The organism is Pseudomonas sp. GL_090, from assembly GCF_057837765.1.
This window is the reverse complement of the sequence record NZ_CM174452.1, coordinates 5,336,912-5,360,298: the sequence shown is the minus strand read 5'-3', so window position 1 is coordinate 5,360,298 and position 23,387 is coordinate 5,336,912. Positions and strand designations below refer to the sequence as shown.

The 23,387-nt window shown below is 60.4% G+C and carries 20 protein-coding genes; 14 read left to right on the top strand and 6 right to left on the bottom strand.

The annotated features are described in order from the left end of the window. Positions 1-14 precede the first annotated feature (14 nt). Entirely contained in the window at positions 15-1,379 is a 1,365-nt protein-coding gene (locus tag AC3ITA_RS24125) for a DUF1329 domain-containing protein (protein WP_095943457.1), read from the top strand. Positions 1,380-1,555: 176 nt separating this feature from the next. Beyond that, entirely contained in the window at positions 1,556-4,294 is a 2,739-nt protein-coding gene (locus AC3ITA_RS24120; protein ID WP_489278543.1) for a winged helix-turn-helix domain-containing protein, read from the top strand. Positions 4,295-4,776: 482 nt separating this feature from the next. Here AC3ITA_RS24120 and AC3ITA_RS24115 read toward each other — a convergent pair whose 3' ends face one another. Then, complete coding sequence (locus tag AC3ITA_RS24115) at positions 4,777-5,421, bottom strand: polymorphic toxin type 44 domain-containing protein (protein ID WP_489278541.1); 645 nt, start codon at positions 5,419-5,421, stop codon at positions 4,777-4,779. Positions 5,422-6,034: 613 nt separating this feature from the next. Between AC3ITA_RS24115 and AC3ITA_RS24110 the strand changes: the two genes are divergently transcribed. Both AC3ITA_RS24110 and AC3ITA_RS24105 read left to right on the top strand, forming a co-directional pair. Then, on the top strand, positions 6,035-6,679 hold the full coding sequence (locus tag AC3ITA_RS24110; protein ID WP_489278539.1) for an MBL fold metallo-hydrolase: 645 nt from the start codon (positions 6,035-6,037) through the stop codon (positions 6,677-6,679). Between the two features lie 106 nt (positions 6,680-6,785). Then, positions 6,786-7,529 carry a YiaD family glycine zipper/OmpA-like lipoprotein gene (locus tag AC3ITA_RS24105; RefSeq protein WP_095943461.1) on the top strand — a complete coding sequence of 248 codons (744 nt, stop codon included), beginning with the start codon at positions 6,786-6,788 and terminating at the stop codon, positions 7,527-7,529. Between the two features lie 130 nt (positions 7,530-7,659). Here AC3ITA_RS24105 and ehuA read toward each other — a convergent pair whose 3' ends face one another. The 4 genes from ehuA to ehuB all read right to left on the bottom strand — a co-directional run bounded on the left by ehuA (position 7,660) and on the right by ehuB (position 10,779). After that, on the bottom strand, positions 7,660-8,454 hold the full coding sequence (ehuA, locus tag AC3ITA_RS24100) for an ectoine/hydroxyectoine ABC transporter ATP-binding protein EhuA (RefSeq protein ID WP_095943523.1): 795 nt from the start codon (positions 8,452-8,454) through the stop codon (positions 7,660-7,662). Between the two features lie 80 nt (positions 8,455-8,534). Then, positions 8,535-9,191 carry an ectoine/hydroxyectoine ABC transporter permease subunit EhuD gene (gene ehuD, locus AC3ITA_RS24095; RefSeq protein WP_095943462.1) on the bottom strand — a complete coding sequence of 219 codons (657 nt, stop codon included), beginning with the start codon at positions 9,189-9,191 and terminating at the stop codon, positions 8,535-8,537. Next, a complete protein-coding gene (gene ehuC / locus AC3ITA_RS24090) occupies positions 9,188-9,847 on the bottom strand; it encodes an ectoine/hydroxyectoine ABC transporter permease subunit EhuC (RefSeq protein WP_095943463.1) in 660 nt (219 codons plus the stop codon). The genes ehuD and ehuC overlap by 4 nt, the downstream gene beginning before the upstream one ends. Positions 9,848-9,924: 77 nt before the next feature. Then, positions 9,925-10,779, bottom strand: coding sequence for an ectoine/hydroxyectoine ABC transporter substrate-binding protein EhuB (ehuB, locus tag AC3ITA_RS24085; RefSeq protein WP_414929373.1), 855 nt, complete (start codon positions 10,777-10,779; stop codon positions 9,925-9,927). A 292-nt stretch (positions 10,780-11,071) separates the two neighbouring features. On the opposite strand from ehuB, the gene ehuR reads away from it, so the two are divergent. The 8 genes from ehuR (at position 11,072) to AC3ITA_RS24045 (ending at position 20,542) form a co-directional block, all read left to right on the top strand. Continuing rightward, complete coding sequence (ehuR, locus tag AC3ITA_RS24080; protein WP_489278537.1) at positions 11,072-12,466, top strand: MocR-like ectoine utilization transcription factor EhuR; 1,395 nt, start codon at positions 11,072-11,074, stop codon at positions 12,464-12,466. Between the two features lie 106 nt (positions 12,467-12,572). Beyond that, on the top strand, positions 12,573-13,544 hold the full coding sequence (gene eutB, locus AC3ITA_RS24075) for a hydroxyectoine utilization dehydratase EutB (protein WP_489278535.1): 972 nt from the start codon (positions 12,573-12,575) through the stop codon (positions 13,542-13,544). Positions 13,545-13,580: 36 nt separating this feature from the next. After that, positions 13,581-14,573 carry an ectoine utilization protein EutC gene (gene eutC / locus AC3ITA_RS24070; protein ID WP_095943466.1) on the top strand — a complete coding sequence of 331 codons (993 nt, stop codon included), beginning with the start codon at positions 13,581-13,583 and terminating at the stop codon, positions 14,571-14,573. Between the two features lie 43 nt (positions 14,574-14,616). Continuing rightward, a complete protein-coding gene (gene doeA / locus AC3ITA_RS24065; protein WP_414929376.1) occupies positions 14,617-15,807 on the top strand; it encodes an ectoine hydrolase DoeA in 1,191 nt (396 codons plus the stop codon). Between the two features lie 3 nt (positions 15,808-15,810). Then, the gene (gene doeB, locus AC3ITA_RS24060) at positions 15,811-16,812 is read left to right on the top strand and encodes a N(2)-acetyl-L-2,4-diaminobutanoate deacetylase DoeB (RefSeq protein ID WP_095943468.1); all 1,002 of its coding nucleotides are present in this window, start codon (positions 15,811-15,813) and stop codon (positions 16,810-16,812) included. 133 nt (positions 16,813-16,945) lie between these two features. Further along, entirely contained in the window at positions 16,946-17,425 is a 480-nt protein-coding gene (locus AC3ITA_RS24055; protein WP_489278532.1) for an Lrp/AsnC family transcriptional regulator, read from the top strand. 247 nt (positions 17,426-17,672) lie between these two features. Continuing rightward, positions 17,673-19,145: an NAD-dependent succinate-semialdehyde dehydrogenase gene (locus AC3ITA_RS24050; RefSeq protein WP_095943470.1), complete on the top strand. Its 1,473-nt coding sequence runs from the start codon at positions 17,673-17,675 to the stop codon at positions 19,143-19,145. Between the two features lie 11 nt (positions 19,146-19,156). Beyond that, on the top strand, positions 19,157-20,542 hold the full coding sequence (locus AC3ITA_RS24045) for an aspartate aminotransferase family protein (RefSeq protein WP_489278530.1): 1,386 nt from the start codon (positions 19,157-19,159) through the stop codon (positions 20,540-20,542). A 188-nt stretch (positions 20,543-20,730) separates the two neighbouring features. On the opposite strand, the gene AC3ITA_RS24040 is transcribed toward AC3ITA_RS24045, so the two are convergent. Then, entirely contained in the window at positions 20,731-21,165 is a 435-nt protein-coding gene (locus tag AC3ITA_RS24040) for a Z-ring associated ZapG family protein (protein WP_008045970.1), read from the bottom strand. A 144-nt stretch (positions 21,166-21,309) separates the two neighbouring features. Between AC3ITA_RS24040 and AC3ITA_RS24035 the strand changes: the two genes are divergently transcribed. Then, a complete protein-coding gene (locus tag AC3ITA_RS24035; protein WP_095943525.1) occupies positions 21,310-21,939 on the top strand; it encodes an alpha/beta hydrolase in 630 nt (209 codons plus the stop codon). A gap of 24 nt (positions 21,940-21,963) precedes the next feature. Beyond that, positions 21,964-23,319 (top strand): tryptophan--tRNA ligase, encoded by a 1,356-nt coding sequence (locus AC3ITA_RS24030; protein WP_489278528.1) that lies wholly within the window; start codon positions 21,964-21,966, stop codon positions 23,317-23,319. Positions 23,320-23,387: the final 68 nt, after the last annotated feature.

Sequence of the window (23,387 nt, the reverse complement as noted above, 5' to 3'; positions counted from 1 at the left end):
GGACGAACACACATATGAAAATAACAAAGAGTCTGTTCCACGCCGGTGTTCTGGGCCTTTCGCTGCTGGCGACCAGCGTCATCGCAGCGGTACCCCAGGCCGAGGCCGACAAGCTGGGCAAGAGCCTGACCCCGATGGGCGCCGAAATGGCGGGTAACGCCGACGGTTCGATCCCGGCCTGGAAGCCGATGGCGAAAAACGCCGGTACGGTCGACAGCAAAGGTTTCCTGTCCAATCCGTTCGCCAGCGAAAAACCGCTGTTCACCATCACGGCGCAGAACGTCGACCAGTACAAGGACAAGCTCGCCCCGGGCCAGTACGCGATGTTCAAGCGCTATCCGGAAACCTACAAGATGCCGGTCTATCCGTCCCATCGCGGTGCCACCGTGCCGGATGACGTGTTCGCCGCTATCAAGAAGAACGCAACCAACACCAAGCTGGTGTCCGGCGGCAACGGCCTGGAGAACTTTGAAACCGCCATTCCGTTCCCGATTCCGAAAAGCGGCGTTGAAGTCATCTGGAACCACATCACCCGTTATCGCGGTGGTAGCGTGACTCGCCTGGTAACTCAGGCCACGCCACAGCCGAACGGCTCGTTCAGCCTGGTGTACTTCCAGGACCAGTTCGTGTTCCGCGACAAGATGAAGGATTACGATCCGGCGAACCCGGGCAACATCCTGTTCTACTTCAAGCAGAAAGTGACTGCCCCGGCACGTCTGGCCGGTGGTGTGCTGCTGGTGCACGAAACCCTCGACCAGGTGAAAGAGCCGCGTTCGGCGTGGGTCTACAACGCCGGCCAGCGTCGTGTGCGTCGTGCGCCACAAGTGTCCTATGACGGCCCGGGTACCGCGGCCGATGGCCTGCGTACCTCCGATAACCTGGACATGTTCAACGGTGCACCGGATCGTTACGACTGGAAGCTCGAAGGCAAGAAAGAGATGTACATCGCCTCCGACGCCTACAAGCTCGACGACCCGAGCCTCAAGTACACTGACATCATCAAGGCCGGTCACATCAACCAGGACCTGGCTCGTTACGAGCTGCGCCGGGTGTGGCATGTGGTTGCCACCTTGAAGGAGGGTCAGCGTCACATCTACGCCAAGCGTGACTTCTACATCGACGAAGATACCTGGCAGGCAGCGGTCATCGACCATTACGACGGTCGTGGCCAACTGTGGCGCGTAGGGGAGGCACATGCCGAGAACTATTACGACAAACAAGTGCCGTGGTATGCCCTGGAAGCTCTGTATGACCTGCAATCGGGTCGTTACCTGGCGCTGGGCATGAAGAACGAAGAGAAGTCGGCTTATGACTTCGGCTTCACTGCCACCACCAGCGACTTCACCCCGGCCGCCCTGCGTCAGGATGGTGTTCGCTAAGGTGAGCTGAGTAGAGGCCGCACCCTCTGAAAACGCCCCGACTGGTTCGGGGCGTTTTTTTTTGTTTGTAGACTTTTTGTAGCCATTTGTAGCAATTGCCTTCATTCCCTATCCGTTTACGGCTAGTCTGCGGACATCTGCAACGCCGCCACCCGCATTTCAAACAAGAGCCGGCTATGACTGATTTGTCTACATCCCCAGGTTCTGCAAACATTGCCGTCGCGACACTCGACGGGCGCTTCTTCCGCCCGCCGTTGCCCGACGGCCATGTGCTGCGTCCACGTTTGTGCGAGCGCCTGAGTGCCGGGCTCGGTGGCAGGTTATTGCTGGTCAGCGCACCGGCAGGGTTCGGCAAGAGTTCGTTGGCGGTGGAATTCTGTCAGGGGTTGCCGGCGCACTGGCAAAGTCTCTGGCTGGGCTTGAGCCCGAGAGACAGTGACCCGGGGCGTTTTCTCGAACGCCTGCTGGAAGGCCTCCAGGACTACTTTCCGCACTTGGGCAGACAATCCCTCGGACTGTTGAAAATGCGCCAGCGCCATCAGCCGTTCGCGTTCGAAGAATGGCTCGACGGACTGCTTGACGAGTTGGCCGAGCACCTGTCCACCGCGACGCCATTGCTGCTGGTGCTGGATGATTACCATCTGGCCCAAGGGCCGGTGCTGGACCGTTGCCTGCAATTTTTCCTCAATCATCTTCCCGATGGCTTGCTGGTGATGGTCACCAGTCGCCAGCGCCCCGACTGGCATCTGGCACGGCTGCGGCTGTCGCGACAACTGCTTGAGTTGCATGAACAGGATCTGCGCCTGACTCACGACGAGGCCTTGAGCCTGCTCGACCGGCACAGCAGTTCCTTGCGCGGCGAGGCGCTGGAAAACCTGATCCAGCGCAGCGAAGGTTGGGTCGCGGGGTTGCGCTTCTGGCTGCTGGCCGCCTCGGAGGCGGGTACCGACGGCGCGCTGCCGCAATCGTTGCACGGCGGGGAAGGGCTGATCCGCGATTACCTGCTCGAAGAGGTCATCGATTGCCTGCCCGCCGAGGTCCAGTCGTTCCTCTATGACACGGCGCCCCAGGAACGCTTTTGCAGTGAACTGTGCGACGCCGTTCGCGATGCCCATGACAGCGGGGAGATCCTGCGCTTCCTGCTCGCCCACCAAGTGTTCCTGGTGCCGCTGGACGAACATGGCCACTGGTATCGTTACCACCACCTGTTTTCCGATCTGTTGCGCACGCGCCCGACCTCCCAGTCGATGGTGCCGGCCGCCAGCCTGCACCTGCGCGCCTGCCGCTGGTTCAATGCCCAGGGCCTGCTCGATGAGGCCGTGGAACAGGCCTTGCGTGCCGGTCACCTGGATGTCGCGGCGAACCTGGTGCAGAACCTTTCCGAAGAACAACTGCTGGCCGAGCAGAACGTCGGCATGTTGCTGCGCTGGAAAATGGACTTGCCTGACAGCTTGCTGATCAGCACGCCGCGACTGATTGTGTTGTATAGCTGGGCGCTGGGGATGGCTTGCCAACTGGATGCCGCCGAGGAGCTGGCCAGCCATTTGAGCCGCTTCCTGCCTGCTCCGTCGGCCACCGCCCAGAAGTCCATGCTGGCCCAATGGCTGGCGTTGAGCGGCATCATTGCCCGTGGGCGCGGCAACCGCGAACTGACGCTGCAGTACTGCGGCGAAGCATTGGAAAGTCTTCCGCCCAAGCGTTACGGCCAGCGCCTGATGTGCCTCTCGACCCTGTCCAACCTGGCCATTGCCGACGGTGATTTGTGGCGGGCACGAGGGCTTAACCGCGAATCGCTGGAGCTGGCACAACGGGTCGGCAACCCCTTGTTCGAAGCACTGGCGCACTACGATCGCGCCCGGGTGCTGCAAGCGCGCGGAGAAATCTGTCGGGCGCTGGAAGAGGTCCGTCAGGGAATGCAGCGTTTGCAGAGCTTGTCTGCGCAACGGCTGTATGCGGTTCGCGCCCGACTGACCTTGTACGAAGGCTTTTTGCTGGCCCTGCGCATGCAGCCGCAATTGGCGCGGGTGCGATTGCAGACCGGTTTGAGCGAGGCGCGCGCCTGTCGTGACATCAGCGTGCTGATCGGCCACTGCGTGATTGCCAGGCTGGAAGGCAGCAGCGGCGAGTTTGCCAAAGCCTTTGCCGAACTGGCCGAAGCCGAACGGCTGATGCACATCTGGGACGTGCCGCCGATCTACTACCTGGCCATGATCACCCTGGTCAAATGTGAGCTCTGGCTGGCCCAGGGGCGCACCGATCTGGCCGAAGCCTGGCTGGCGCGCTTGGGGCAGACCTATAACGGCGAAAACGCGGCCGCACCACCAGAGTTCCACCCGCAATTGCCGCTGCATATAGAATTGCAACAAGCCTTGCTCGACATCATCCAGGGCCAGCCGATGCTGGCCGAAGGGCGTTTGAATGCGCTGCTCGAACATGGCCAGCAAAGCGGTCGTCAGATGCTCAGTGTCATGGCGCTGACCCAGAAAGTGGCGTTGTTGTTGGGCAGCGGACGGGAACCGGAAGCACGCAAGGCGCTGGCCCAGGCGCTGGACGCCGCCGGCGGAGGGGTGCTGCAACCCTTCGAAGGTTTGTTGGCCGAGCAGCCGGACTGGCTGCGAGGGCAGCTTCAAAACTGTCCGCCGACCCCCGTTTCCCTGAGCCTCAGTGAAAAACTGCCGGCATTGGCCGCCCGTCCCGGACTGGAGTCCTGCGCGGCGGCGGAACAGCTCAGCACGCGGGAAATGGCGGTCCTGCGATTGATCGCCCAGGGCTGTTCGAACCAGGAAATCAGCGATCAGCTGTTTATTTCGCTGCACACGGTCAAGACCCACGCCAGCCACATCAACAGCAAGCTCGGGGTCGAGCGGCGTACGCAGGCGGTGGCGCGGGCCAAGGAATTGGGGGTGTTGGTGTAACGTGCAGCAGATCTTCTATTGTGGGGGGGCTGGTATTAGTGGCTCTGTGTTGCAGGAGGGGAGTTGTGATCAAAAAACGGGCCAGGTTTGAAAACATTGGCTGCAATCAGCCCGGGAGCGCCCCGCACTGTTCAATGCGGCCACTCTCGGTGCGACTCTCAATTTCTCCGTCTGGCCCAATGTAGATATCTGTGTTTGGCCATTTCGGTTTGATCCGTATGCAGTGTGATTTACCTCCGTTGCTCCAGTAAAACTCCATAAAAAATTTCGCGTCAGGGAAGATATGACCGGGGCCTCCAGTCACTTCACCGGGGTAAAGTTCTCCCTTTGAGATCTCGTGCTGAACATTCAGGATGTAGCCTAGGCGCCCTTGGCCTTTTTCAGAAAAGTAGAAGTTCACCTGAGGTGCGGCGAAGTACCAAAAGAGGATGGGTGCGAGCAGTAGAATGACCAAGCCACACCATGTAATCCTGGAATGGGGCTTACTTACAGATATGGTCACGAATACCATCCCCCCAGCTTCTGCGTGGTAAGCCTAAGACTTCATCCATCAGCATCTTCACGGTTATCCCGCCGTTCGGTTGAAGTCTGTAAAGGTTGATGCCAATGCTGATAGATACCCTGTCTCCGATGTCGTCCCACGCTCGCATCCCTTCGATGTCCTCCGACCGACGGGGACCCGGTCTTTTATCCCACTTTTGTATTTTACGGATGGAATCTGAGGCAATTTGTTCGACTCCAGCTCCATCCAAAAGGAGACTTTCGGAAAGTCCTCCCGCCATCCCTACGTACCCATAGTGCACGTTTGACCATATGTCGTAGAAGTAGTCGAACATGCCTTGCTTTTGCCAAGGTCCGCCAAACTGTAGCCCTATCATGACCTTGTGATCCCCGGGTCTGTTTTGACCTACACGCTCTGCCCAAAGAGCCATAGCTGCCACCTTATTTCCTGACTCAATTGCTTTGAAGTTGGGTGGGGAAAGGCGTGCGTACCAAGGTAGTTTTCTGAACCTCTTTTGTTCAGCATCAGCGTCAAAATTGTTGAGGCTCTTCATCTTCATCACGGACGGATGAGTAACATTGCGGTTCATTTCCCCGGCAATGTAGCTCGCTACTTCTTCCATCATGTCAGGGTCATTGCAAACGACAGGTCGTGTTTTCCTCTCAGCTAGTATCTGATCGCTTTGTAGAGATTCTGTCGTCGATGGTTGGTCAGAATGCCTTGTCGGATGAGCAACACCTTGAATGTGTCCGGAGCGTGTAGCGCGAGGCGAAGGTGCAGGAGCAATCAGTCGATTGGTACCTGGTGGGCAGCCGCAGTGAACTTCTGCTCCGTCGAGTACAGTTGGAACCCCATGCCATTTCATGGCGGGTAGGCTGTCAACGATAACGCCGTCTTTCCCGCATTTCTTACACGCAGTGGTCTTGTCCCCGAGTCGTAGCACAGCACGCCCTCCATGCGTCGCACAGGGCAAGCTACTGATACACACGGCTCCTGTGGTGGTCAGGTCGCCGTGCAATCCTTGACCTAACCCGTTAGCTGTTCCTCTTCCCATGATTCAGCCCTTGTGTTGATTGCAGGGGCGAGCACGCTAGGCTAGGCGGCACGGGAGTTAAATCAGACGTTTCCTTCAATGATGTAGGTAGATTCTGCAATCAGGCAGATGATAAGCGGCGGACGGCATCGGCGATGTCGGTGGGCTGTGCCAAAATAGACCATCCATTTTTCCAGGAACACCCATGGACGCTGTCAAACCTGCGCTTATCCGCGAAACCTTCCCCGTCGGCCCTTTGCAGTGCAACTGCACGATCATCGGCGATCCGATAACGAAAAAGGCCATCGTCGTCGATCCGGGTGGCAATCATGAGCTGATCCTGGCGCGTCTCGATGCATTGGGGCTGAAAGTGGTCAGCATCATTCACACCCATGCGCACCTCGATCATTTCCTGGCTTCCGGCCAACTCAAGGAAAAAACCGGCGCGACCCTGCATTTGCACAAGGAAGACCAGTTTCTGTGGGACAACCTGGAAATGCAGTGCCAGATGTTCGGCGTTCCTTATACCCCGGTGCCGTCCCCGGATCGCTGGCTGGCCGATGACGAAGAACTGGCCTGCGGCTGTGGCGTGGCGCTGCACACGCCAGGTCATACGCCGGGCTCCATGAGCTTCTGGTTTTCCGAGGCCAAGCTACTGATTGCCGGTGATACGCTGTTTCGTCGCGGCGTCGGGCGCACGGATTTGTGGGGCGGCGACCAGGCGACCATCGTGCGTTCGATCAAGCAGCGGCTGTACACCCTCGACGAAGACGCGACCGTGGTGACCGGGCATGGTCCGGATACCCTTCTGGGCGACGAAATGCGCGAGAACCCCTTTGTTCGGGGCTGATTTGTAACATTCGGAATTTTTACTGATTAACATGATCCAACGCCCGCAAAGGCTGATGCCTTGCCAACGTTGCACCACAGAATGCAAAAAAAAGTAGGAGCTTTACATGTTCACCACGCGTCGTTTGATGATTGTCGCTACAGCTGTGGCCGTTTTGTCCGGTTGTGCCTCGCCTAACCCTTACGGCGGTCAGGGTCAGACTCAGGGCCAGACGGATAGCGGCTCCGAAGGCATGAGCAAGACCGCGAAATACGGTGGCCTCGGCGCTCTGGCCGGTGCGCTGGCCGGTGCTGCGATCAACCACGATAACCGTGGCAAGGGCGCACTGATCGGTGCAGCGGTGGTCGGTGCTTCCGCCGCCGGCTACGGCTACTACGCCGATCAGCAAGAGAAAAAGCTGCGCGCCAGCATGGCCAACACCGGTGTTGAAGTGCAGCGCCAGGGCGACCAGATCAAGCTGATCATGCCGGGCAATATCACGTTCGCCACCGATTCGGCGAACATTGCCCCAGGTTTCTATCAGCCGCTGAACAACCTGGCGGGCTCGCTGAAAGAGTTCAACCAGAACCAGATCGAGATCGTCGGCTATACCGACAGCACCGGCAGCCGCCAGCACAACATGGACCTGTCCCAGCGTCGTGCCCAGAGCGTGGCAACCTACCTGACCTCGCAAGGTGTCAGCGGTGCCAACCTGAGCGCTCGCGGCGCCGGCCCGGATAGCCCGGTGGCCAGCAACGCTGACGTCAATGGCCGTGCGCAGAACCGTCGTGTAGAGGTCAACCTCAAGGCGATTCCTGGCCAGCAGTATGGTGGCCAGCAACAGCAGGGTACCGTTCAGCAATACCCATAACACCGCAAAACAAAAAATGTGGGAGTGAGCCTGCTCGCGATAGCGGACGGTCAGTCAACATCACTGTTGAATGTGACGGTCCTATCGCGAGCAGGCTCGCTCCCACATTGGTTTTTGGGTGTTACGCCTGTTAGTTGGCTTCTTTCACGGCGCTGAGAAACGCGCAGGTCCGTTCCTGCTGTGGATGTTCGAAGATCTGCTCCGGCGTGCCCTGCTCGTGAATCTGACCCTTGTAGAAGAAGCACACACGATCGGCGAACTCCCGGGCAAACCCCATCTGGTGCGTGACCATCAGCATGGTCAGGTTGTGTTCGGCGCCGAGCTTGCGGATAACGTTGAGCACTTCGCCGCACAGTTCCGGATCGAGCGCTGAGGTCACTTCGTCGAAGAGCATGACTTTGGGACGCATGGCCAACGCCCGGGCAATGGCCACCCGTTGTTGCTGACCACCGGACAGCTGTGAAGGGTAATGCCCCAGCTTGCTGCCCAGGCCCACCAGTTCCAGAAGGTCCGCCGCTCGTTCGCGTGCTTCGGCCGGCTTCATGCCCAGCACTTGCACCGGCGCCTCAATGACGTTTTGCAAGGCCGTCATGTGCGGAAACAGGTTGAAGCTCTGGAACACCATGCCGATCTTGCCGCGAACGCGACGGATATGCCTGTCGTTGGCAGGCACCAGCACGCCGTTGCGATTGGGCATGTGCGTCAACAAATCATCCTCGATGCGGATCAGTCCGTCATCGATGCCCTCAAGCGTCATCAACACCCGCAGCAGCGTGGATTTTCCCGAGCCGCTGGGGCCGATGATCGCGACTTTTTCGCCTGGAGTGACATCCAGGTTCAAGTGGTCGAGCACGGTGAAATTGCCGTAGCTCTTGGTGACGTCCTGGAAGCTGACAATCGGCTTGACCGGATTCGATTCAGGCATGGCACAGGCCCCTTGCGGATGCAGCGATGTCAGGTCGCCGCGCCGGGAAAGGTTGTTGGAGGTCGAGAGTGGAGAAATCATTAGCGTAGCTCCAGGCGCAGTTCGAGGCGCCGTACCAGATAAGCCAAAGCGATGCTCAGGGCGAGGAAAAACAGACCGACCATGGTGATCGGCTCCAGATAACGGAAGTTTTCGGAACCAATGTTCTTGGCTTGCTGCATGATCTCGACCACGGTAATGGCCGACAGCACCGGCGTGTCCTTGAGCATGGCCACCAGGTAATTTCCCAATGGCGGCAGGATCGGCCGCAGGGCCTGGGGCAGGATGATGTTGCGGTAGGCGCTGTACGGCGCGATGTTCAGCGCCGTAACGGCCTCCCACTGCGCCCGCGGCACGGCGTCGAGGCCGCCGCGGTAAACCTCGGCGATGTAGCAGGCGTAGTGCACACCGATGCCGATCACCCCCACCTGCATGGCTGTCATGCTCACGCCGTAATTGGGCAGCACGTAGTAGAGGAAATACACCTGGATCAGCAGCGGCGTGCTGCGGATGAATTCGATCACCCCGGCGGTCGGCCACGATAACCAGAACAGGCGACTGCGTCGGCCGATGGCCAGAAACAATCCCAGCACAATGGCGATCATGAAGCCGAGCAGGGTAATGCCCACGGTGTTCAGCGATGCCCGCAGCAAATCGGGCAGGATCTGCCAGGCATATGTCCAATCGAACAGGGTCATGACAGACCTCCACGCATCCGGCCGCGAGCCAAACGTCGCTCAACGCTGCGCATGCCGAGGTTGATCGCTTGAGCCAGAACGAAGTACATCACCAGCGCCAGGCTGAAGATTTCCAGGGTCTGGAAAGTGGCCTGGTCCAGTTGCCGGGCCCGGAAGCTGAGGTCCGACAGGGTGATCAGCGAGACCAGCGAAGTATTTTTCAGCAACTCGATCAGCAGGTTGGTGCCCGGTGGAATGGCCGCCAGCAACGCCTGGGGCAAAATGATTCGCCGAAAGCGCTTGTAGCCGCTGAAGTTCAATGCGGTCGCCGCTTCGTACTGACCTTTGGCAACGGAACTGATCGCACCGCGCATCACCTCCGCGCCGTAAGCGCCGATGTGCAGGCCGAGGCCGACAATGGCGACGCTGTAGGGGCTCAGTTCGAGATTGAACGGTGGTAGCGGCAACACGAAAAACAGCCAGAACAATTGCACCAGCAGCGACGTGCCGCGGAACACTTCAATGTAGGCGACCGAGAACCAGCTCAGCGGCCGCCACGGCGACATGCGCCCCAGCGCCGCCAGAATGGCCGCGACAATCGCCAGGATCGAGCCGAAGAAGGTCACCTGGAGCGTGACCCAGGCGCCTTGTATCAAAAGCGGAAGTAATTCACCCATTGTTCACACCTGCGTGGTTCAACATCCGGAGTCAGCAGGAAAATAGGCACCGCGCCAAAGCGCCATGCCTGTTTCGGCTATTGAGCGCAGAGCTCGGCAGCCGTTTTGCTGGTCACGTTGGATTTGTCAAAGCCGAACGGGGCGACCGTCTTGAGATGCTCTTCGGAGCCCAGCCACTTTTTCAGTTCGGCGTTGACCGCATCCCGCAGGTCCTTGTCTTCCGGGCGGAAGGCGAGGGCGCCGTAACCGGTATGCGACGGGTCATCCTTGAATTCGGTGACCGCTTCGACCTTTTCACCACCCTTGGCGGCCAGGCCTTTCATGGTCAGTTGGGTGCCTACGGCGGCATCGGCGCGACCGGCGCGCACGGCTTGCAACTGCGCGGTGGTGTCGGGCACCTGGAGGATTTGTGCGTCCTTCACCCCGGAGTCCCGCGCATATTTCAGGTTGACCGTGCCGGCCATGATCGCCAGTTTCACATCCGGGTTCCTGGCGATGTCTTCATAGCTGTGCAGGTTTTTCGGGTTGCCTTTGGCGGTCAGGAGGGCGTCGGGCAACTGGTATTGCGGATCGGTGAAGATGACTTGCTTGCAGCGTTCGGGCGTGATGTACATGCCCGCGGCAATCACGTCGAAACGACTGGCGCGCAGGCCCGGGATCAACGAGCCCCACTCGGTCAGCACGCCATCGACTTGCTTGATGCCCATTTTGGCGAAGATGACCTTGGCGATTTCCGGCGATTCACCGGTGACCCGGCCATCGGTCTCGGTAAAGGCGAACGGGGTTTCGTTGGCGTAGCCGATGCGGATGCTGCTGTTTTTCGTAATGGTTTCCAGCGTCGTGGCGTGGGCGCTGGTGGCCAGGCCGAATATCGCACAAGCCACGAACAGGTGACGCAAGACATGGGGAGTGCGGGGAATGGAATTGCTCATCGATAAAATCTCCTGTTTCTTGTGGACCCGTCTTTGACGGCTCTGTGGTAGGAGGCAGTGTGACAAGAGCAAAGCGTACGAGGGCTGGTCCACCTGTTGAGCCAAAGCGTGGAGAGACAGTTCCGGTACAGATCGATTGATTGTTGTTGGCGGCGGGTTCCCCAGCCTGTGCATCGACCTTGTACCGAGCATACAAAAGCACTGTGCAGGATTGCATTGCACTAGGACAATTGCTTTGCATGGTTTCTCGCGGGATGCTGTCGGCACTGGCAAACACGTGGGTTCGGCGCCGATGGACAAGTGGAAGGCAGCATTGGAAATCGCCCGCAGCGGCGAGTCGAAATACAAGATCCTGGTCCAGGCGATTGCCGACGATATCGAGCAGGGTGTGCTGGCCAATGATCAGCGGCTGCCACCGCAACGTAATGTCGCCGATGCCATGGGCATCAGTGTGCAAACCGTCACCAATGCCTACAAGGAGCTCGAGCGCCAGGGCCTGGTCAGGTGCGAGGTCGGGCGCGGCAGTTTTGTCTCGCGGCGAATGAGCGACCGGGTCGCCACTTATATTCTCGACAGCCCTGAACGGGCGCTGGTGGATTTTTCCATCACTCGGATCATGCACACTCGAGAGCATGACCAATTCTGGCGCGAAACCTGTCGCGAACTCAGCACCGAAGAGGATCAGCCCTGGATTCACGCGTTTCGCCCGATTGCCGGTTTCGAGTCGCACCGTGAAGCGGCGATGCACTGGATCGCACGGCAGGGCCTGCGGGTCGAACGCGACGACATCCTGATCACCAACGGCGCTGCCCACGCAATCTTTCTGGCCTTGGCATCCCTTGCCGGCCCGGATGATGTGGTGCTTTGCGAAGGGCTGACCGACCACGGTGTGATCGGCAACTCCCAAGTGCTCGGGTTTACCCTCAAGGGGCTGGAGATGGATCGATATGGCATCGATCCCGAGCATTTCGAGGACATGTGCAGCAACGAGCGCATCACCGCGCTGGTCTGTACGCCAAACCTGAACAACCCGACCACCAGCCTGATGCCGGACAGTCGTCGACGGGAAATTGCCGAGATCGCCCGGCGGTTTGGCGTGCACATTATCGAGGACGATGTGTACGGCCCTCTGCTGGACGAGCGCCGTGCGCCGCCGATCAGCCACTATTTGCCGGAACTGTCGTTCTATTGCACCAGCATGACCAAATCGGTGCTCACCGGTTTGCGCGTCGGTTATCTGGTGATGCCAAAGCGGCTGGCGTTGCGCACCGAAAGTATCTTGCGGGTCAACAGCTGGATGGCCACGCCCATGGTCGCGGAGATTGCCACGCGCTGGATTCGCGACGGGCGCGCCGACACCCTGGTGGACCTGCAACGCCAACTCTTGTCCGGTCGGCAAGCGATGGTCAGCGAGTACCTGGGCGAGTACCTGCTCGGCCAGCATCCCTATGCGTTGAGTGCCTGGGTCGGCATTCCTCCTCATTGGGAAGTCGACAGCCTGGTGCGGGCGCTGCGGCACAAGCACATTGCGGTCACTTCGCCCGACCCGTTTACGGTGCGTGGCACGCCCAGGCCCCGGGCCGTTCGGGTGTGTGTCGGTGCCGAATGCAGCGACGACGAAATGCGCGATGCGCTGATGGGCATGCGCGAAATCTTCGGTCAGTACCCGCAGATCCATGATTTCTGAGCGGGTAATCGGTGCAAAAAAGTTTGTCGACTAAATTGCCCTAGTACATTCATCGTGACAATCCAGCCCTCTTAGACTGCGCCCAATACCTCATTGGGATGCGGTCATGTCAGCGCTACAGCTCAACGATATTTACCTCGCCCGCCAGCGCATCGCAGCACTGGTCCGGTGTACGTCCATGGAGCATTCGCCCAGCCTGTCCCGGCGGCTGGGCGTGCCGGTGTACCTCAAGCTTGAATCCCAGCAAATCACCGGCAGCTTCAAGTTACGCGGCGCGAGCAATGCCGTGGCACAGCTCAGTGCCGAGCAAAGGGTGCGTGGCGTCGTCGCCGCGTCGACCGGCAATCATGGGCGGGCGCTCGCTTACGCCGCATCGCGCCAAGGCGTGAAGGCGACGATTTGCCTGTCGCATCTGGTGCCGGGCAACAAGGTACAGGCCATTCGCGATCTAGGCGCCGAAGTCTGTATCGTCGGCCAGTCCCAGGATGATGCCCAGCGTGAGGCCGAGCGGATTGCCTGTGAACATGGCGCGACGCTGCTGCCGCCGTTCGATCATCCGGCGATCATCGCCGGGCAGGGCACGCTGGGGCTGGAGATCCTTGAGCAGCAACCAGACGTCGCCCAGGTGCTGGTGCCGTTGTCCGGCGGCGGTCTGTTCGCCGGCGTGGCGCTGGCACTCAAAAGTGCCAATCCGCAGATCGTCACCCACGGCATCAGCATGCAGCGCGGCGCGGCCATGCACGCCAGCCTCGCGGCCGGGCGTCCGGTGGAAGTCGAAGAGCTGCCGACCTTGGCCGACTCGCTCGGTGGCGGCATCGGCCTGGACAACCGTTACACCTTTTCCATGACCCGCGATACCTGCGACCACCTGCATCTGCTCAGCGAAGCCTCCATTGCCAACGCCATCCGTCATGCCTACCGCGAAGAGCGCCTGGTGCTCGAAGGCGCGGCTGCGGTGGGGATCGGCGCGTTGCTTGAAGGCCTGATCGAGCCCCGTGGGCCGGTCGTGGTGGTGGTCAGCGGACGCAACGTCGATATCGATCAGCATCTACGCGTGCTGACAGGTGCCGATGCATGAATTCCCACAATAACGACTCAATGGAGTGCCGCGTTGATGAGTGAAATAACCTTGTTGAGCGAAGCGGATCTGCGTGCCTGCGTGGCGCTGGATTTGCCAAGCATTGAAGCCATCGAGCAAGCCTTCGTGCTGCTGGCCACCGCTGCCGTGGCCATGCCGCCGATCCTGCGCCTGGACATTCCTGAACATAACGGCGAAGTGGACGTGAAAACCGCCTACTTGCCGGGCCTGGAACGCTTTGCGATCAAGGTCAGCCCGGGTTTTTTCGACAATCCGAAACTCGGTTTGCCCAGCCTTAACGGCATGATGATGTTGCTGTCCGCTCGCACCGGTCTGCTGGATGCCCTGCTGCTGGACAACGGTTACCTGACCGCCGTGCGTACAGCGGCGGCCGGGGCCGTGGCGGCGCGGGCGCTGTCGCGAGAGGACAGCCGCAGTGTGGCGCTGATCGGTGCCGGTGAGCAGGCCGCGTTGCAGCTGCAAGCCCTGCGCCTGGTGCGGCCGATCGACAGCGTACGTGTCTGGGCGCGGGACTCCGCCAAGGCTCAGGCCTTTAGCGTCGAGCTGGCTCGGGACAGTGGCCTGGCAGTCAAACCGTGCGCGAGCATCGATGAGGCCATGGCCGATGTCGACATCGCGATCACCTGCACGCCGAGCCGCGAGCCGTTGATTGACGTGCACCATTTGCACCCTGGCCTGCACATCACCGCCATGGGTTCGGATGCCGAGCACAAAAACGAAATTTCCCCCCATGCGCTGGCGCAAGTCGACTGCTACGTGGCCGATCGTTTGAGCCAGACGCGCATCCTCGGCGAGTTGCATCACGCCCTCGCTGCGGGCGTCGTCAGCGACGAATCGGGCTTCGCAGAGCTCGGCCAGGTGCTGGCCGGCCAACGGCCCGGTCGCACGGACGCAACGCAGATCACCTTGTGCGATCTCACGGGCACCGGCGCCCAGGACACGGCCATGGCCAACCTGGCCTTCGAGCGTGCGCGCTCGGCGGGCAAAGGTTTTCAGTTCGGCAGTTAAACCGCTTTTTTCATCCGTGCGTCATTTATCAGAGGGCATGCGCATGTCTCAGATAGTCGTCAATCTTCCGTTCCAGCGGGAGGAATACGCCCAGCGTCTGGCCAAGGTGCGAGTGGCCATGCAGGCGCAGGGCATCGAGCTGTTGCTGGTCACCGATCCGTCGAACATGGCCTGGCTGACCGGCTATGACGGTTGGTCGTTCTACGTTCATCAATGCGTGCTGCTGGCGCTCGACGGCGAGCCCGTGTGGTTCGGTCGCGGGCAGGATGCCAACGGCGCCAGGCGCACGGTGTTCATGCAGCAAGAAAATATCGTCGGTTATCCGGACATCTATGTGCAGTCCCGGGAACGTCACCCGATGGATTACCTGTCGCGGGAAGTGATCAGCGCCCGGGGTTGGGATGCGTTGACCATTGGCGTGGAGATGGACAACTATTACTTCAGCGCCGCCGCGTTCCTGTCGCTGCAGAAAAACCTGCCAAAGGCTAAATTGATCGACTCGGTCGGGTTGGTGAACTGGCAGCGGGCGATCAAGTCGCCGCAGGAAATCGCCTACATGCGCATCGCCGCGCGCATCGTTGAAAACATGCACGGTCGAATCCTCGAGCGGATCGAGCCAGGCATGCGCAAGAATGAATTGGTGGCCGAGATCTACAGCAGCGGCATCCTCGGCGCCGACGGTCATGGCGGTGATTACCCGGCCATCGTGCCTCTGTTGCCCACCGGTGCCGATGCCAGCGCGCCGCACCTGACCTGGGACGATACGCCGTTCGAAAAGGGCGCCGGTACCTTCTTTGAAATCGCCGGTTGCTATAAGCGTTACCACTGCCCGTTGTCGCGCACGATCTACCTGGGCAAGCCGCCGCAGCATTTTCTCGATGGTGAAAAAGCCGTGGTCGAAGGCATCGCCGCCGGGCTTGAAGCGGCCAAGCCAGGCAACACCACCGGCGACATCGCGGTGGCGTTCTTCAAGGTGCTGGAGAAATTCGGCATCCACAAGGACAGCCGTTGCGGCTACCCGATCGGTATCAGCTACCCGCCGGATTGGGGCGAGCGCACCATGAGCCTGCGTCCCGGCGACACCAGCGTGTTGCAACCGGGCATGACGTTCCACTTCATGCCGGGCCTGTGGATGGACGACTGGGGGCTGGAGATCACCGAGAGCATTCTGATCACCGAAACCGGCGTCGAAACCTTGTGCAACGTGCCACGCCAACTGTTCGTGAAGGAATGAACCATGAGCGAATTGCCTGACAACCCGATCAGCGCCACGGTGGATTTTACCCGTGAAGGCGTGCAGCACGGTTTTCTCAAACTGCCGTATTCCCGGGACGACTCGGCCTGGGGGGCGGTGATGATTCCGCTTACGGTGATTCAACGCGGTGAGGGGCCGACTGCGTTGCTCACCGGTGGCAACCATGGCGACGAATACGAAGGGCCGGTGGCGCTGAGCAAGCTGGCCCAGGGGCTGAGCGCCGCCGAGGTCAGTGGGCGGGTGATCATTGTGCCGTTCATGAACACCCCGGCGTTTCATGCCGGGCGGCGCACGTCTCCGATCGACAAGGGCAACCTCAACCGCAGCTTTCCCGGCAAGCCGGACGGCACGGTGACCGAGAAAATCGCCGATTACTTCACGCGTACCTTGCTGCCGTTGGCCGACATCGTGCTGGACATTCACTCCGGCGGTCGCACCCTGGATTTCCTGCCGTTCGCCGCTTGTCATGTGCTGCCGGACAAACAGCAGCAGGCGCAATGCGAGGCCGGAATGCGTGCCTTCAATGCGCCATACAGCATGCGCATGCTGGAGCTCGATGCCGGGGCGATGTACGACACCGCCGCTGAGTCTCAAGGCAAAATCTTCGTCACGACGGAGTTGGGCGGCGGCGGTTCGTCGACGGCGCGCAGCGTGGCGATTGCCGAGCGTGGCGTGCGCAATCTGCTGGTGCATTCCGGGATTCTTGAGGGCGAGGTTCAGACAGCGCCCTCGATCATGCTCGACATGCCCGACGGCGATTGCTTCATCGCCAGCGAGCACGACGGCTTGTTGGAAATGTGCCGGGATCTGGGCGATAACGTGAACAAGGGCGACGTGATCGCCCGCGTCTACGACGCTACCCGCAGCGGCGTTGCTCCGGTGGAATACCGTGCGGCGCGCAGCGGTCTGCTGGCGGCGCGGCATTTTCCGGGGCTGGTGGGGTGTGGCGATACCATTGCAGTCATCGCCGATGTGTTGACCTGACCCAAACCCCCTGTGGGAGCGAGCCTGCTCGCGATAGTGCCAGCACATTCAATAGAGCCGTGACTGACATACCGCCATCGCGAGCAGGCTCGCTCCCGCAGGGTTCCCCGTACATTCAGGAGATTCTCGGCCCATGCACAAACTCGATCGCTATGACCTGAAAATCCTGCGAATCCTCGCTGAAGACGGGCGTATCACCAAATCGAGCCTGGCTGAGGCGATCAATCTGTCAGTGACCCCGGCCTGGGAGCGTGTGCGCAAGCTTGAAACCCTTGGCCTGATCAAGGGCTACCGCGCGCAGATCGACTGGAACGCAGTGTTCAAAAGTCAGCAAGTACTGGTGGAAATCACCCTGGCCCGGCACACCGCGCAGGACATGCGGCGTTTTGAACAGCGCATGAACGAGGCTGCCGAAGTGGCGTTCTGCTACGCCACCGGTGGTGGCGTCGATTACATGGCGATGATCCAGGCACCGGACATCGATCATTACCAGCGCTTCATCGACCAACTGCTGCTCGACGACCTGGGCATAGAACGCTATTTCACCTACATCGTCACCAAAACCATCAAGACCAGCGGCGCGTTGCCGTCCGAACTCTCTCAAGATTCCTGAGCACACTGAAAACCCCTGTGGGAGCTAGCCTGCTAGCGATGACGTCGGCACATCCAACATTGATGTGACTGAAAGGGCGCCATCGCTAGCAGGCTAGCTCCCACAATGGTTTTGCTCCAACCGAAAAATCCGCTGTTCACCCCCGCTCAATCAGAAAAAACCACCTGCCGCACCCCGTTCAAACGCCAAATTCTCAACGCCCGGCTGACCTAGCATGGTTCCACGCACACGGATTGGAGTGAACGCCATGACTTACAAACATCCACTGCTGTTCAAGGCACTTTGCTACGTTGATGGCCATTGGGTCCACAGCGACAGCGGTCACAGTATCGCCGTGCATAACCCGGCCGATCAAAAACTCATCGGCCATGTACCGATGCTCGATCAGCCGCAAATTGTCGCCGCCGTCGGTGCCGCGCACCGCGCGTTCGCCGATTGGCGCGAACAAAGCCTGGAGGCGCGCGGGGTGATTCTGCGGCGCTGGGCGGCATTGATTCTTGAGCATCAGGAAGACCTGGCGCGGATTCTCAGCCTGGAGCAGGGCAAGTCCCTGGCCGAGTCCCGCGGTGAAATCGCCTATGCGGCCAGCTTCATTCCCTGGTTCGCCGAGGAGGCGCGGCGCCTTTATGGGCAGAACATTCCCAGCCACATACCCGGCGCGCACCTGGGCACGGTCAAGGAACCGGTCGGCGTCTGCGCCTTGCTGACCCCATGGAACTTCCCCTCGGCGATGATCACCCGCAAAGCCGCCGCCGCCCTGGCTGCCGGCTGCACCGTGGTGATCAAACCCGCCCATGAAACGCCGTACTCGGCGTTCGCTTTGGCGCAACTCGCCGAGGAAGCGGGTTTCCCGGCCGGCGTATTCAATGTGGTGCTGGGCGAGCCGCAAATGGCCATGCAAACCCTGGTGCAGGACAGTCGCGTGCGCTCGGTGAGTTTCACCGGCTCGACTCGCGTGGGTAAGTTGGTGCTGCAAGCGGCGGCCGCGGATGTGAAGAAGGTCTCGCTGGAACTGGGCGGCAACGCACCGTTCATTGTCTGTGCGGATGCCGATCTCGGGCTGGCGGTAAAAGTCGCGGTTGCCGCCAAGTTTCAGACCTCCGGCCAGGATTGCTGCGCGGCCAACCGCATCATGGTCGACCGCTCGATCTACCCGGAATTTCTCAAGGGATTTGCCGCGGCGGTGCGGGAGCTGCGGGTCGGCCCGGCAATGCTGGGCGATCGGGAGCAGAACGTCGATATTGGCCCGTTGATGCATCAGGCGGCATTCGATATTACCGCCGAGCGCGTGGCCGATGCCTTGCAACAAGGGGCGCAACGACTGGTGGGGGGCGAAGCCCATGCGCTCGGCGGCCTGTTCTATCAGCCGACGGTGCTGGCCGACGTCACGCCGCAAATGCGCATCTACCGCGAAGAGAACTTCGCACCGATTGCCGGGGTGATGCCGTTCGACAGCCTCGATCATGCCGTCGAGATGGCCAACGACACCGAATACGGTCTGGCCGCCTACATTTGTTCCAATCGCCTGGACCTGATCTACCCACTGATTCGTCGTCTCGACCACGCGATGGTCGCGGTCAACGGCGTCAAGTTCACCGGCCATCCGATCCCGTTCGGTGGCATGAAAGCCTCGGGGCTGGGCCGTGAAGGCGGCACCGAGGGCTTCGAAGCCTTTGTCGAAACCAAATACTTCTGCCTGCACCATCAAGGCCAATTCTGAGGAGATCTACCATGAGCCAAGAATTCGACACCCTGTTCGAGCAAGACCGTGCGCATTTCATGCACCCTTCGACCCACGCCCATGATCACGCCAGCGGGGCACTCAAGGGGCGCATCATCAAGGGCGCATCGGGCATCCGCATTCGCGACCACGAAGGCCGCGAACTCATCGACGCCTTCGCCGGCCTGTATTGCGTGAACATCGGCTATGGTCGCACCGAAGTCGCCGACGCGATCTACAAGCAGGCCAAGGAACTGGCCTATTACCACACCTACATGGGGCATTCGACCGAAGCGATCATCGAACTGTCGAGCCGCATTATCGACTGGGCGCCGGAAGGCATGAAGAAGGTCTACTACGGCCTCTCCGGTTCCGACGCCAACGAAACCCAGATCAAACTGGTCCGCTACTACAACAACGTACTGGGGCGCCCGCAGAAGAAGAAAATCATCTCCCGCGATCGGGGGTATCACGGCTCGGGCATCATGACCGGCAGCCTGACCGGCCTGCCGAGCTTCCATCAGCATTTCGATCTGCCGGCCGAAGGCATCAAGCACACCGTGTGCCCCCACTGGTACCGCAAGGCGCCGGCCGGCATGGATGAAACCGCATTCGTGCGCTATTGCGCCGACGAACTGGAGAAAATGATCCTCGCCGAAGGCCCCGACACCGTGGCGGCGTTTATCGGCGAGCCGTTGATGGGCACGGGCGGCATCATCGTGCCTCCGGCGGGGTACTGGGCTGCCATTCAAGCAGTACTGAACAAATACGATGTGTTGCTGATCGCTGACGAAGTGGTCTGCGCTTTTGGTCGCCTCGGCTCGAAGATGGGCAGTCAACGATACGGCATGCGCCCGGACCTGATTACCACCGCCAAAGGCCTGACCAGTGCCTATGCACCATTGTCGGCAGTGATCGTCGGCGAAAAAGTCTGGGATGTCATCGAAAAGGCCTCCGAATCCCAAGGTGCCATGGGCCATGGCTGGACCTATTCCGGGCACCCGATCTGTGCCGCGGCGGCGCTGGCCAACCTCGATATTCTGGAACGGGAAAACCTCACGGCCAATGCCGAGAAGGTCGGCGGCTATCTCAACCGTCGGTTGCGCGAAAGCCTGGAAGGGCATCCGCTGGTGGGCGAAGTGCGCGGCGACGGCATGCTCGCAGCGGTTGAGTTCATGGCTGATCGCGAACAGCGCACACCGTTCGATGCAGCACTGAAAGTCGGCCCGAAAGTCTCGGCGGCTTGCCTTGAACGCGGCATGATTGCCCGAGCGATGCCCCATGGCGACATTCTTGGCTTCGCGCCGCCGCTGGTTCTCACCGAAGCAGAGGCGGACCTGATTGTTGGCATCACCAAGGACGCGATCGATCAGGTGGCCAGTGAGGTTTTGGGCTGATCATCTTGTGTTGCCTGTCCCGGCCCCATCGCGAGCAGGCTCGCTCCCACATTTGAAATGCACTCCCCTGTAGGAGCGAGCCCTGCTCGCGATGAGGACCTGACAGGCACCAGAAATACTGGATCAGAAATAAAAAAGCCCCCGGACAAGTGATTGTCCGGGGGCTTTTTGCAATGCGCGAAAGCTGCTTACTTCTTCAGGCCATAATGCTCATCGAGCATGCCCGGCGAGTTCGGGGCTTTTGGTGCGTAGTCGCGTGGCGGCTCCTGATCGCGCGGTGGCGTCAGGCGTTCACGGGGTGCCTGCGCCGCGTCGGCGTGCAGGGAGGCCAGCAGGCGTTGGCGAGTCTGTTCGTCCAGGGCCAGTCGGTTGGCGCCCTCGGCGAGATGGTCTTGCACTTCCTGATAGCTCTGAGTCAGTTTCTTGACCAGTGTCGCGGTGCTGTTGAAGTGGGTCACCACCTCGTTCTGATAACTGTCGAAACGTTCCTGAATATCGTCCAGCTGACGCTGCGTGCGGCTGGGCGCGGCGTTCGGCGCAACGCGAGCGATCAGGAACCCAATGGCGACACCCACAACCAGGGCAAGAGTCGGTAACAACCAAACTAAGAGCGAGTGTTCCACGAGTCCTTCCTCTATAAACGGCTTTGCTTTACGTTAACGGCTCGAACCTGCGCTGTATACCGCGATTCACTCGCAATGGACAGCCACAGACAATTTGCTAGACGAGCCGACCTGATCCGAGGTCACGGAGTTCCTTCCTTGCTGATGCGTGAAACCCCTGTAGTGATTGATGGCCCGGCGGGTCGACTGGAAGCACTGTACCTGGACAACGAGCAGCCGCGTGGCCTGGCGCTCATCTGCCATCCGAACCCGGTGCAGGGCGGCACCATGCTCAACAAAGTGGTCTCGACCCTGCAGCGCACTGCGCGTGATGCCGGTTTGATCACCCTGCGCTTCAACTATCGTGGCGTCGGCGCCAGCGAAGGTACACATGATATGGGCACAGGCGAAGTCGATGATGCCCAGGCGGTCGCCGAATGGTTCCGGGCCAGACACCCGCAATTGCCGCTGACTCTTTTCGGTTTCTCCTTCGGTGGATTTGTTGCAGCAAGTCTCGGCGGGCGTCTGGAAGCGCAGGGCGAGCCGCTCAAGCACCTGTTCATGGTTGCGCCGGCGGTCATGCGCCTGGGCGCTCAGGATCAGCTGCCGCAACAGGGCGAACTGACCCTGATCCAGCCGGAAACCGACGAAGTGATCGATCCGCAGCTTGTTTACGAATGGTCCGACAAGCTCGAACGCCCCCATGAGCTGCTGAAAGTGGCAGAATGCGGACACTTTTTTCATGGCAAGCTGACCGATCTCAAGGATCTGATCCTGCCGCGTCTCTCGAATTGATTGCAGTCTGACAAGCGATTACCCATGACGACTCGTACCCGTATCCTCACCGGCATCACCACCACCGGCACGCCGCACCTGGGCAACTACGCTGGCGCTATTCGCCCGGCGATCGTCGCCAGCCGTGACAGTAATGCCGATTCGTTCTACTTCCTGGCCGACTACCACGCCCTGATCAAGTGCGATGACCCGCTGCGCATCCAGCGCTCGCGTCTGGAAATCGCCGCGACCTGGCTGGCCGGTGGCCTGGATGTCGAGCGCGTGACCTTCTACCGCCAGTCCGACATCCCGGAAATCCCCGAGCTGACCTGGTTGCTGACCTGCGTTGCCGCCAAGGGTCTGCTCAACCGCGCCCACGCCTACAAGGCTTCGGTGGACAAGAACGTCGAGACCGGTGAAGACCCGGACGCCGGCATCACCATGGGCCTGTACAGCTACCCGGTGCTGATGGCCGCGGACATCCTGATGTTCAACGCGCACAAGGTGCCGGTCGGTCGTGACCAGATCCAGCACGTGGAAATGGCGCGGGACATCGGCCAGCGCTTCAATCATCTGTTTGGCCAGGGCAAAGAGTTCTTCACCATGCCCGAGGCATTGATCGAAGAGAGCGTCGCCACGTTGCCGGACCTGGATGGCCGCAAGATGTCGAAGAGCTACGACAACACCATCCCGCTGTTCAGCAGCGCCAAAGAGATGAAGGACGCGATTTCGCGGATCGTCACCGACTCCCGCGCGCCGGGCGAAGCCAAGGATCCGGACAACTCGCACCTGTTCACCCTGTTCCAGGCGTTCGCCACCCCGGCGCAAGCCGACGAGTTCCGCAGCGAACTGTTGCAGGGCCTGGGTTGGGGCGAGGCGAAGAGTCGCCTGTTCCAGCTGCTGGACAGCGAACTGGGCGAATCCCGCGAGCGTTATAACCAGCTGATCGAGCGTCCGGCGGATCTGGAAGACATCCTGCAACACGGCGCGAAAAAGGCCCGTTCGGTAGCGACACCCTTCCTCAACGAACTGCGTGAAGCGGTGGGCCTGCGCTCCTTCGTTGCCCAGGCTCAAGTGGCGGCGACCACGAGGAAGAAAGCCGTGAAGGCTGCACGTTTTGTCAGTTTCCGTGAAGACGACGGCAGTTTCCGCTTCCGTCTGCTGGCGGCCGATGGCGAACAACTGCTGCTGTCGCGCAACTTCGCCGACGGTAAAACCGCGGGGCAAGTGACCAAGCAGCTGCAAGCGGGCCAGGATCTGGACGTGCGCAGTGAAGAACTGGGCTTCAGCGTCTGGCTGGAAGGCCAGTGCGTTGCCGACAGCCCGGCCTTCGCCGACAGCGCCGCACGCGACGCGGCTATTGAAGCCTTGCGTATCGCCCTGACGCCTGTTCAGGAATAAACAACGGTTCGGCCCGACCAAGGGCCGATTGCCATTCCTCGGGGCCGTCGCTACAGTGTCGGCCCGTT

Bases quoted from the DNA above. Each gene is read 5' to 3' on its own strand.
- doeA (WP_414929376.1), top strand. From the start codon at position 14,617: ATGTCTCAGATAGTCGTCAATCTTCCGTTCCAGCGGGAGGAATACGCC.
- ehuC (WP_095943463.1), bottom strand. From the start codon at position 9,847: ATGGGTGAATTACTTCCGCTTTTGATACAAGGCGCCTGGGTCACGCTC.
- AC3ITA_RS24105 (WP_095943461.1), top strand. From the start codon at position 6,786: ATGTTCACCACGCGTCGTTTGATGATTGTCGCTACAGCTGTGGCCGTT.
- ehuD (WP_095943462.1), bottom strand. From the start codon at position 9,191: ATGACCCTGTTCGATTGGACATATGCCTGGCAGATCCTGCCCGATTTG.
- AC3ITA_RS24110 (WP_489278539.1), top strand. From the start codon at position 6,035: ATGGACGCTGTCAAACCTGCGCTTATCCGCGAAACCTTCCCCGTCGGC.
- eutC (WP_095943466.1), top strand. From the start codon at position 13,581: ATGAGTGAAATAACCTTGTTGAGCGAAGCGGATCTGCGTGCCTGCGTG.
- AC3ITA_RS24045 (WP_489278530.1), top strand. From the start codon at position 19,157: ATGAGCCAAGAATTCGACACCCTGTTCGAGCAAGACCGTGCGCATTTC.
- AC3ITA_RS24035 (WP_095943525.1), top strand. From the start codon at position 21,310: ATGCGTGAAACCCCTGTAGTGATTGATGGCCCGGCGGGTCGACTGGAA.
- ehuR (WP_489278537.1), top strand. From the start codon at position 11,072: ATGGACAAGTGGAAGGCAGCATTGGAAATCGCCCGCAGCGGCGAGTCG.
- AC3ITA_RS24125 (WP_095943457.1), top strand. From the start codon at position 15: ATGAAAATAACAAAGAGTCTGTTCCACGCCGGTGTTCTGGGCCTTTCG.
- AC3ITA_RS24055 (WP_489278532.1), top strand. From the start codon at position 16,946: ATGCACAAACTCGATCGCTATGACCTGAAAATCCTGCGAATCCTCGCT.
- ehuA (WP_095943523.1), bottom strand. From the start codon at position 8,454: ATGCCTGAATCGAATCCGGTCAAGCCGATTGTCAGCTTCCAGGACGTC.
- AC3ITA_RS24050 (WP_095943470.1), top strand. From the start codon at position 17,673: ATGACTTACAAACATCCACTGCTGTTCAAGGCACTTTGCTACGTTGAT.
- eutB (WP_489278535.1), top strand. From the start codon at position 12,573: ATGTCAGCGCTACAGCTCAACGATATTTACCTCGCCCGCCAGCGCATC.
- doeB (WP_095943468.1), top strand. From the start codon at position 15,811: ATGAGCGAATTGCCTGACAACCCGATCAGCGCCACGGTGGATTTTACC.
- ehuB (WP_414929373.1), bottom strand. From the start codon at position 10,779: ATGAGCAATTCCATTCCCCGCACTCCCCATGTCTTGCGTCACCTGTTC.
- AC3ITA_RS24120 (WP_489278543.1), top strand. From the start codon at position 1,556: ATGACTGATTTGTCTACATCCCCAGGTTCTGCAAACATTGCCGTCGCG.
- AC3ITA_RS24030 (WP_489278528.1), top strand. From the start codon at position 21,964: ATGACGACTCGTACCCGTATCCTCACCGGCATCACCACCACCGGCACG.
- AC3ITA_RS24115 (WP_489278541.1), bottom strand. From the start codon at position 5,421: ATGATGGAAGAAGTAGCGAGCTACATTGCCGGGGAAATGAACCGCAAT.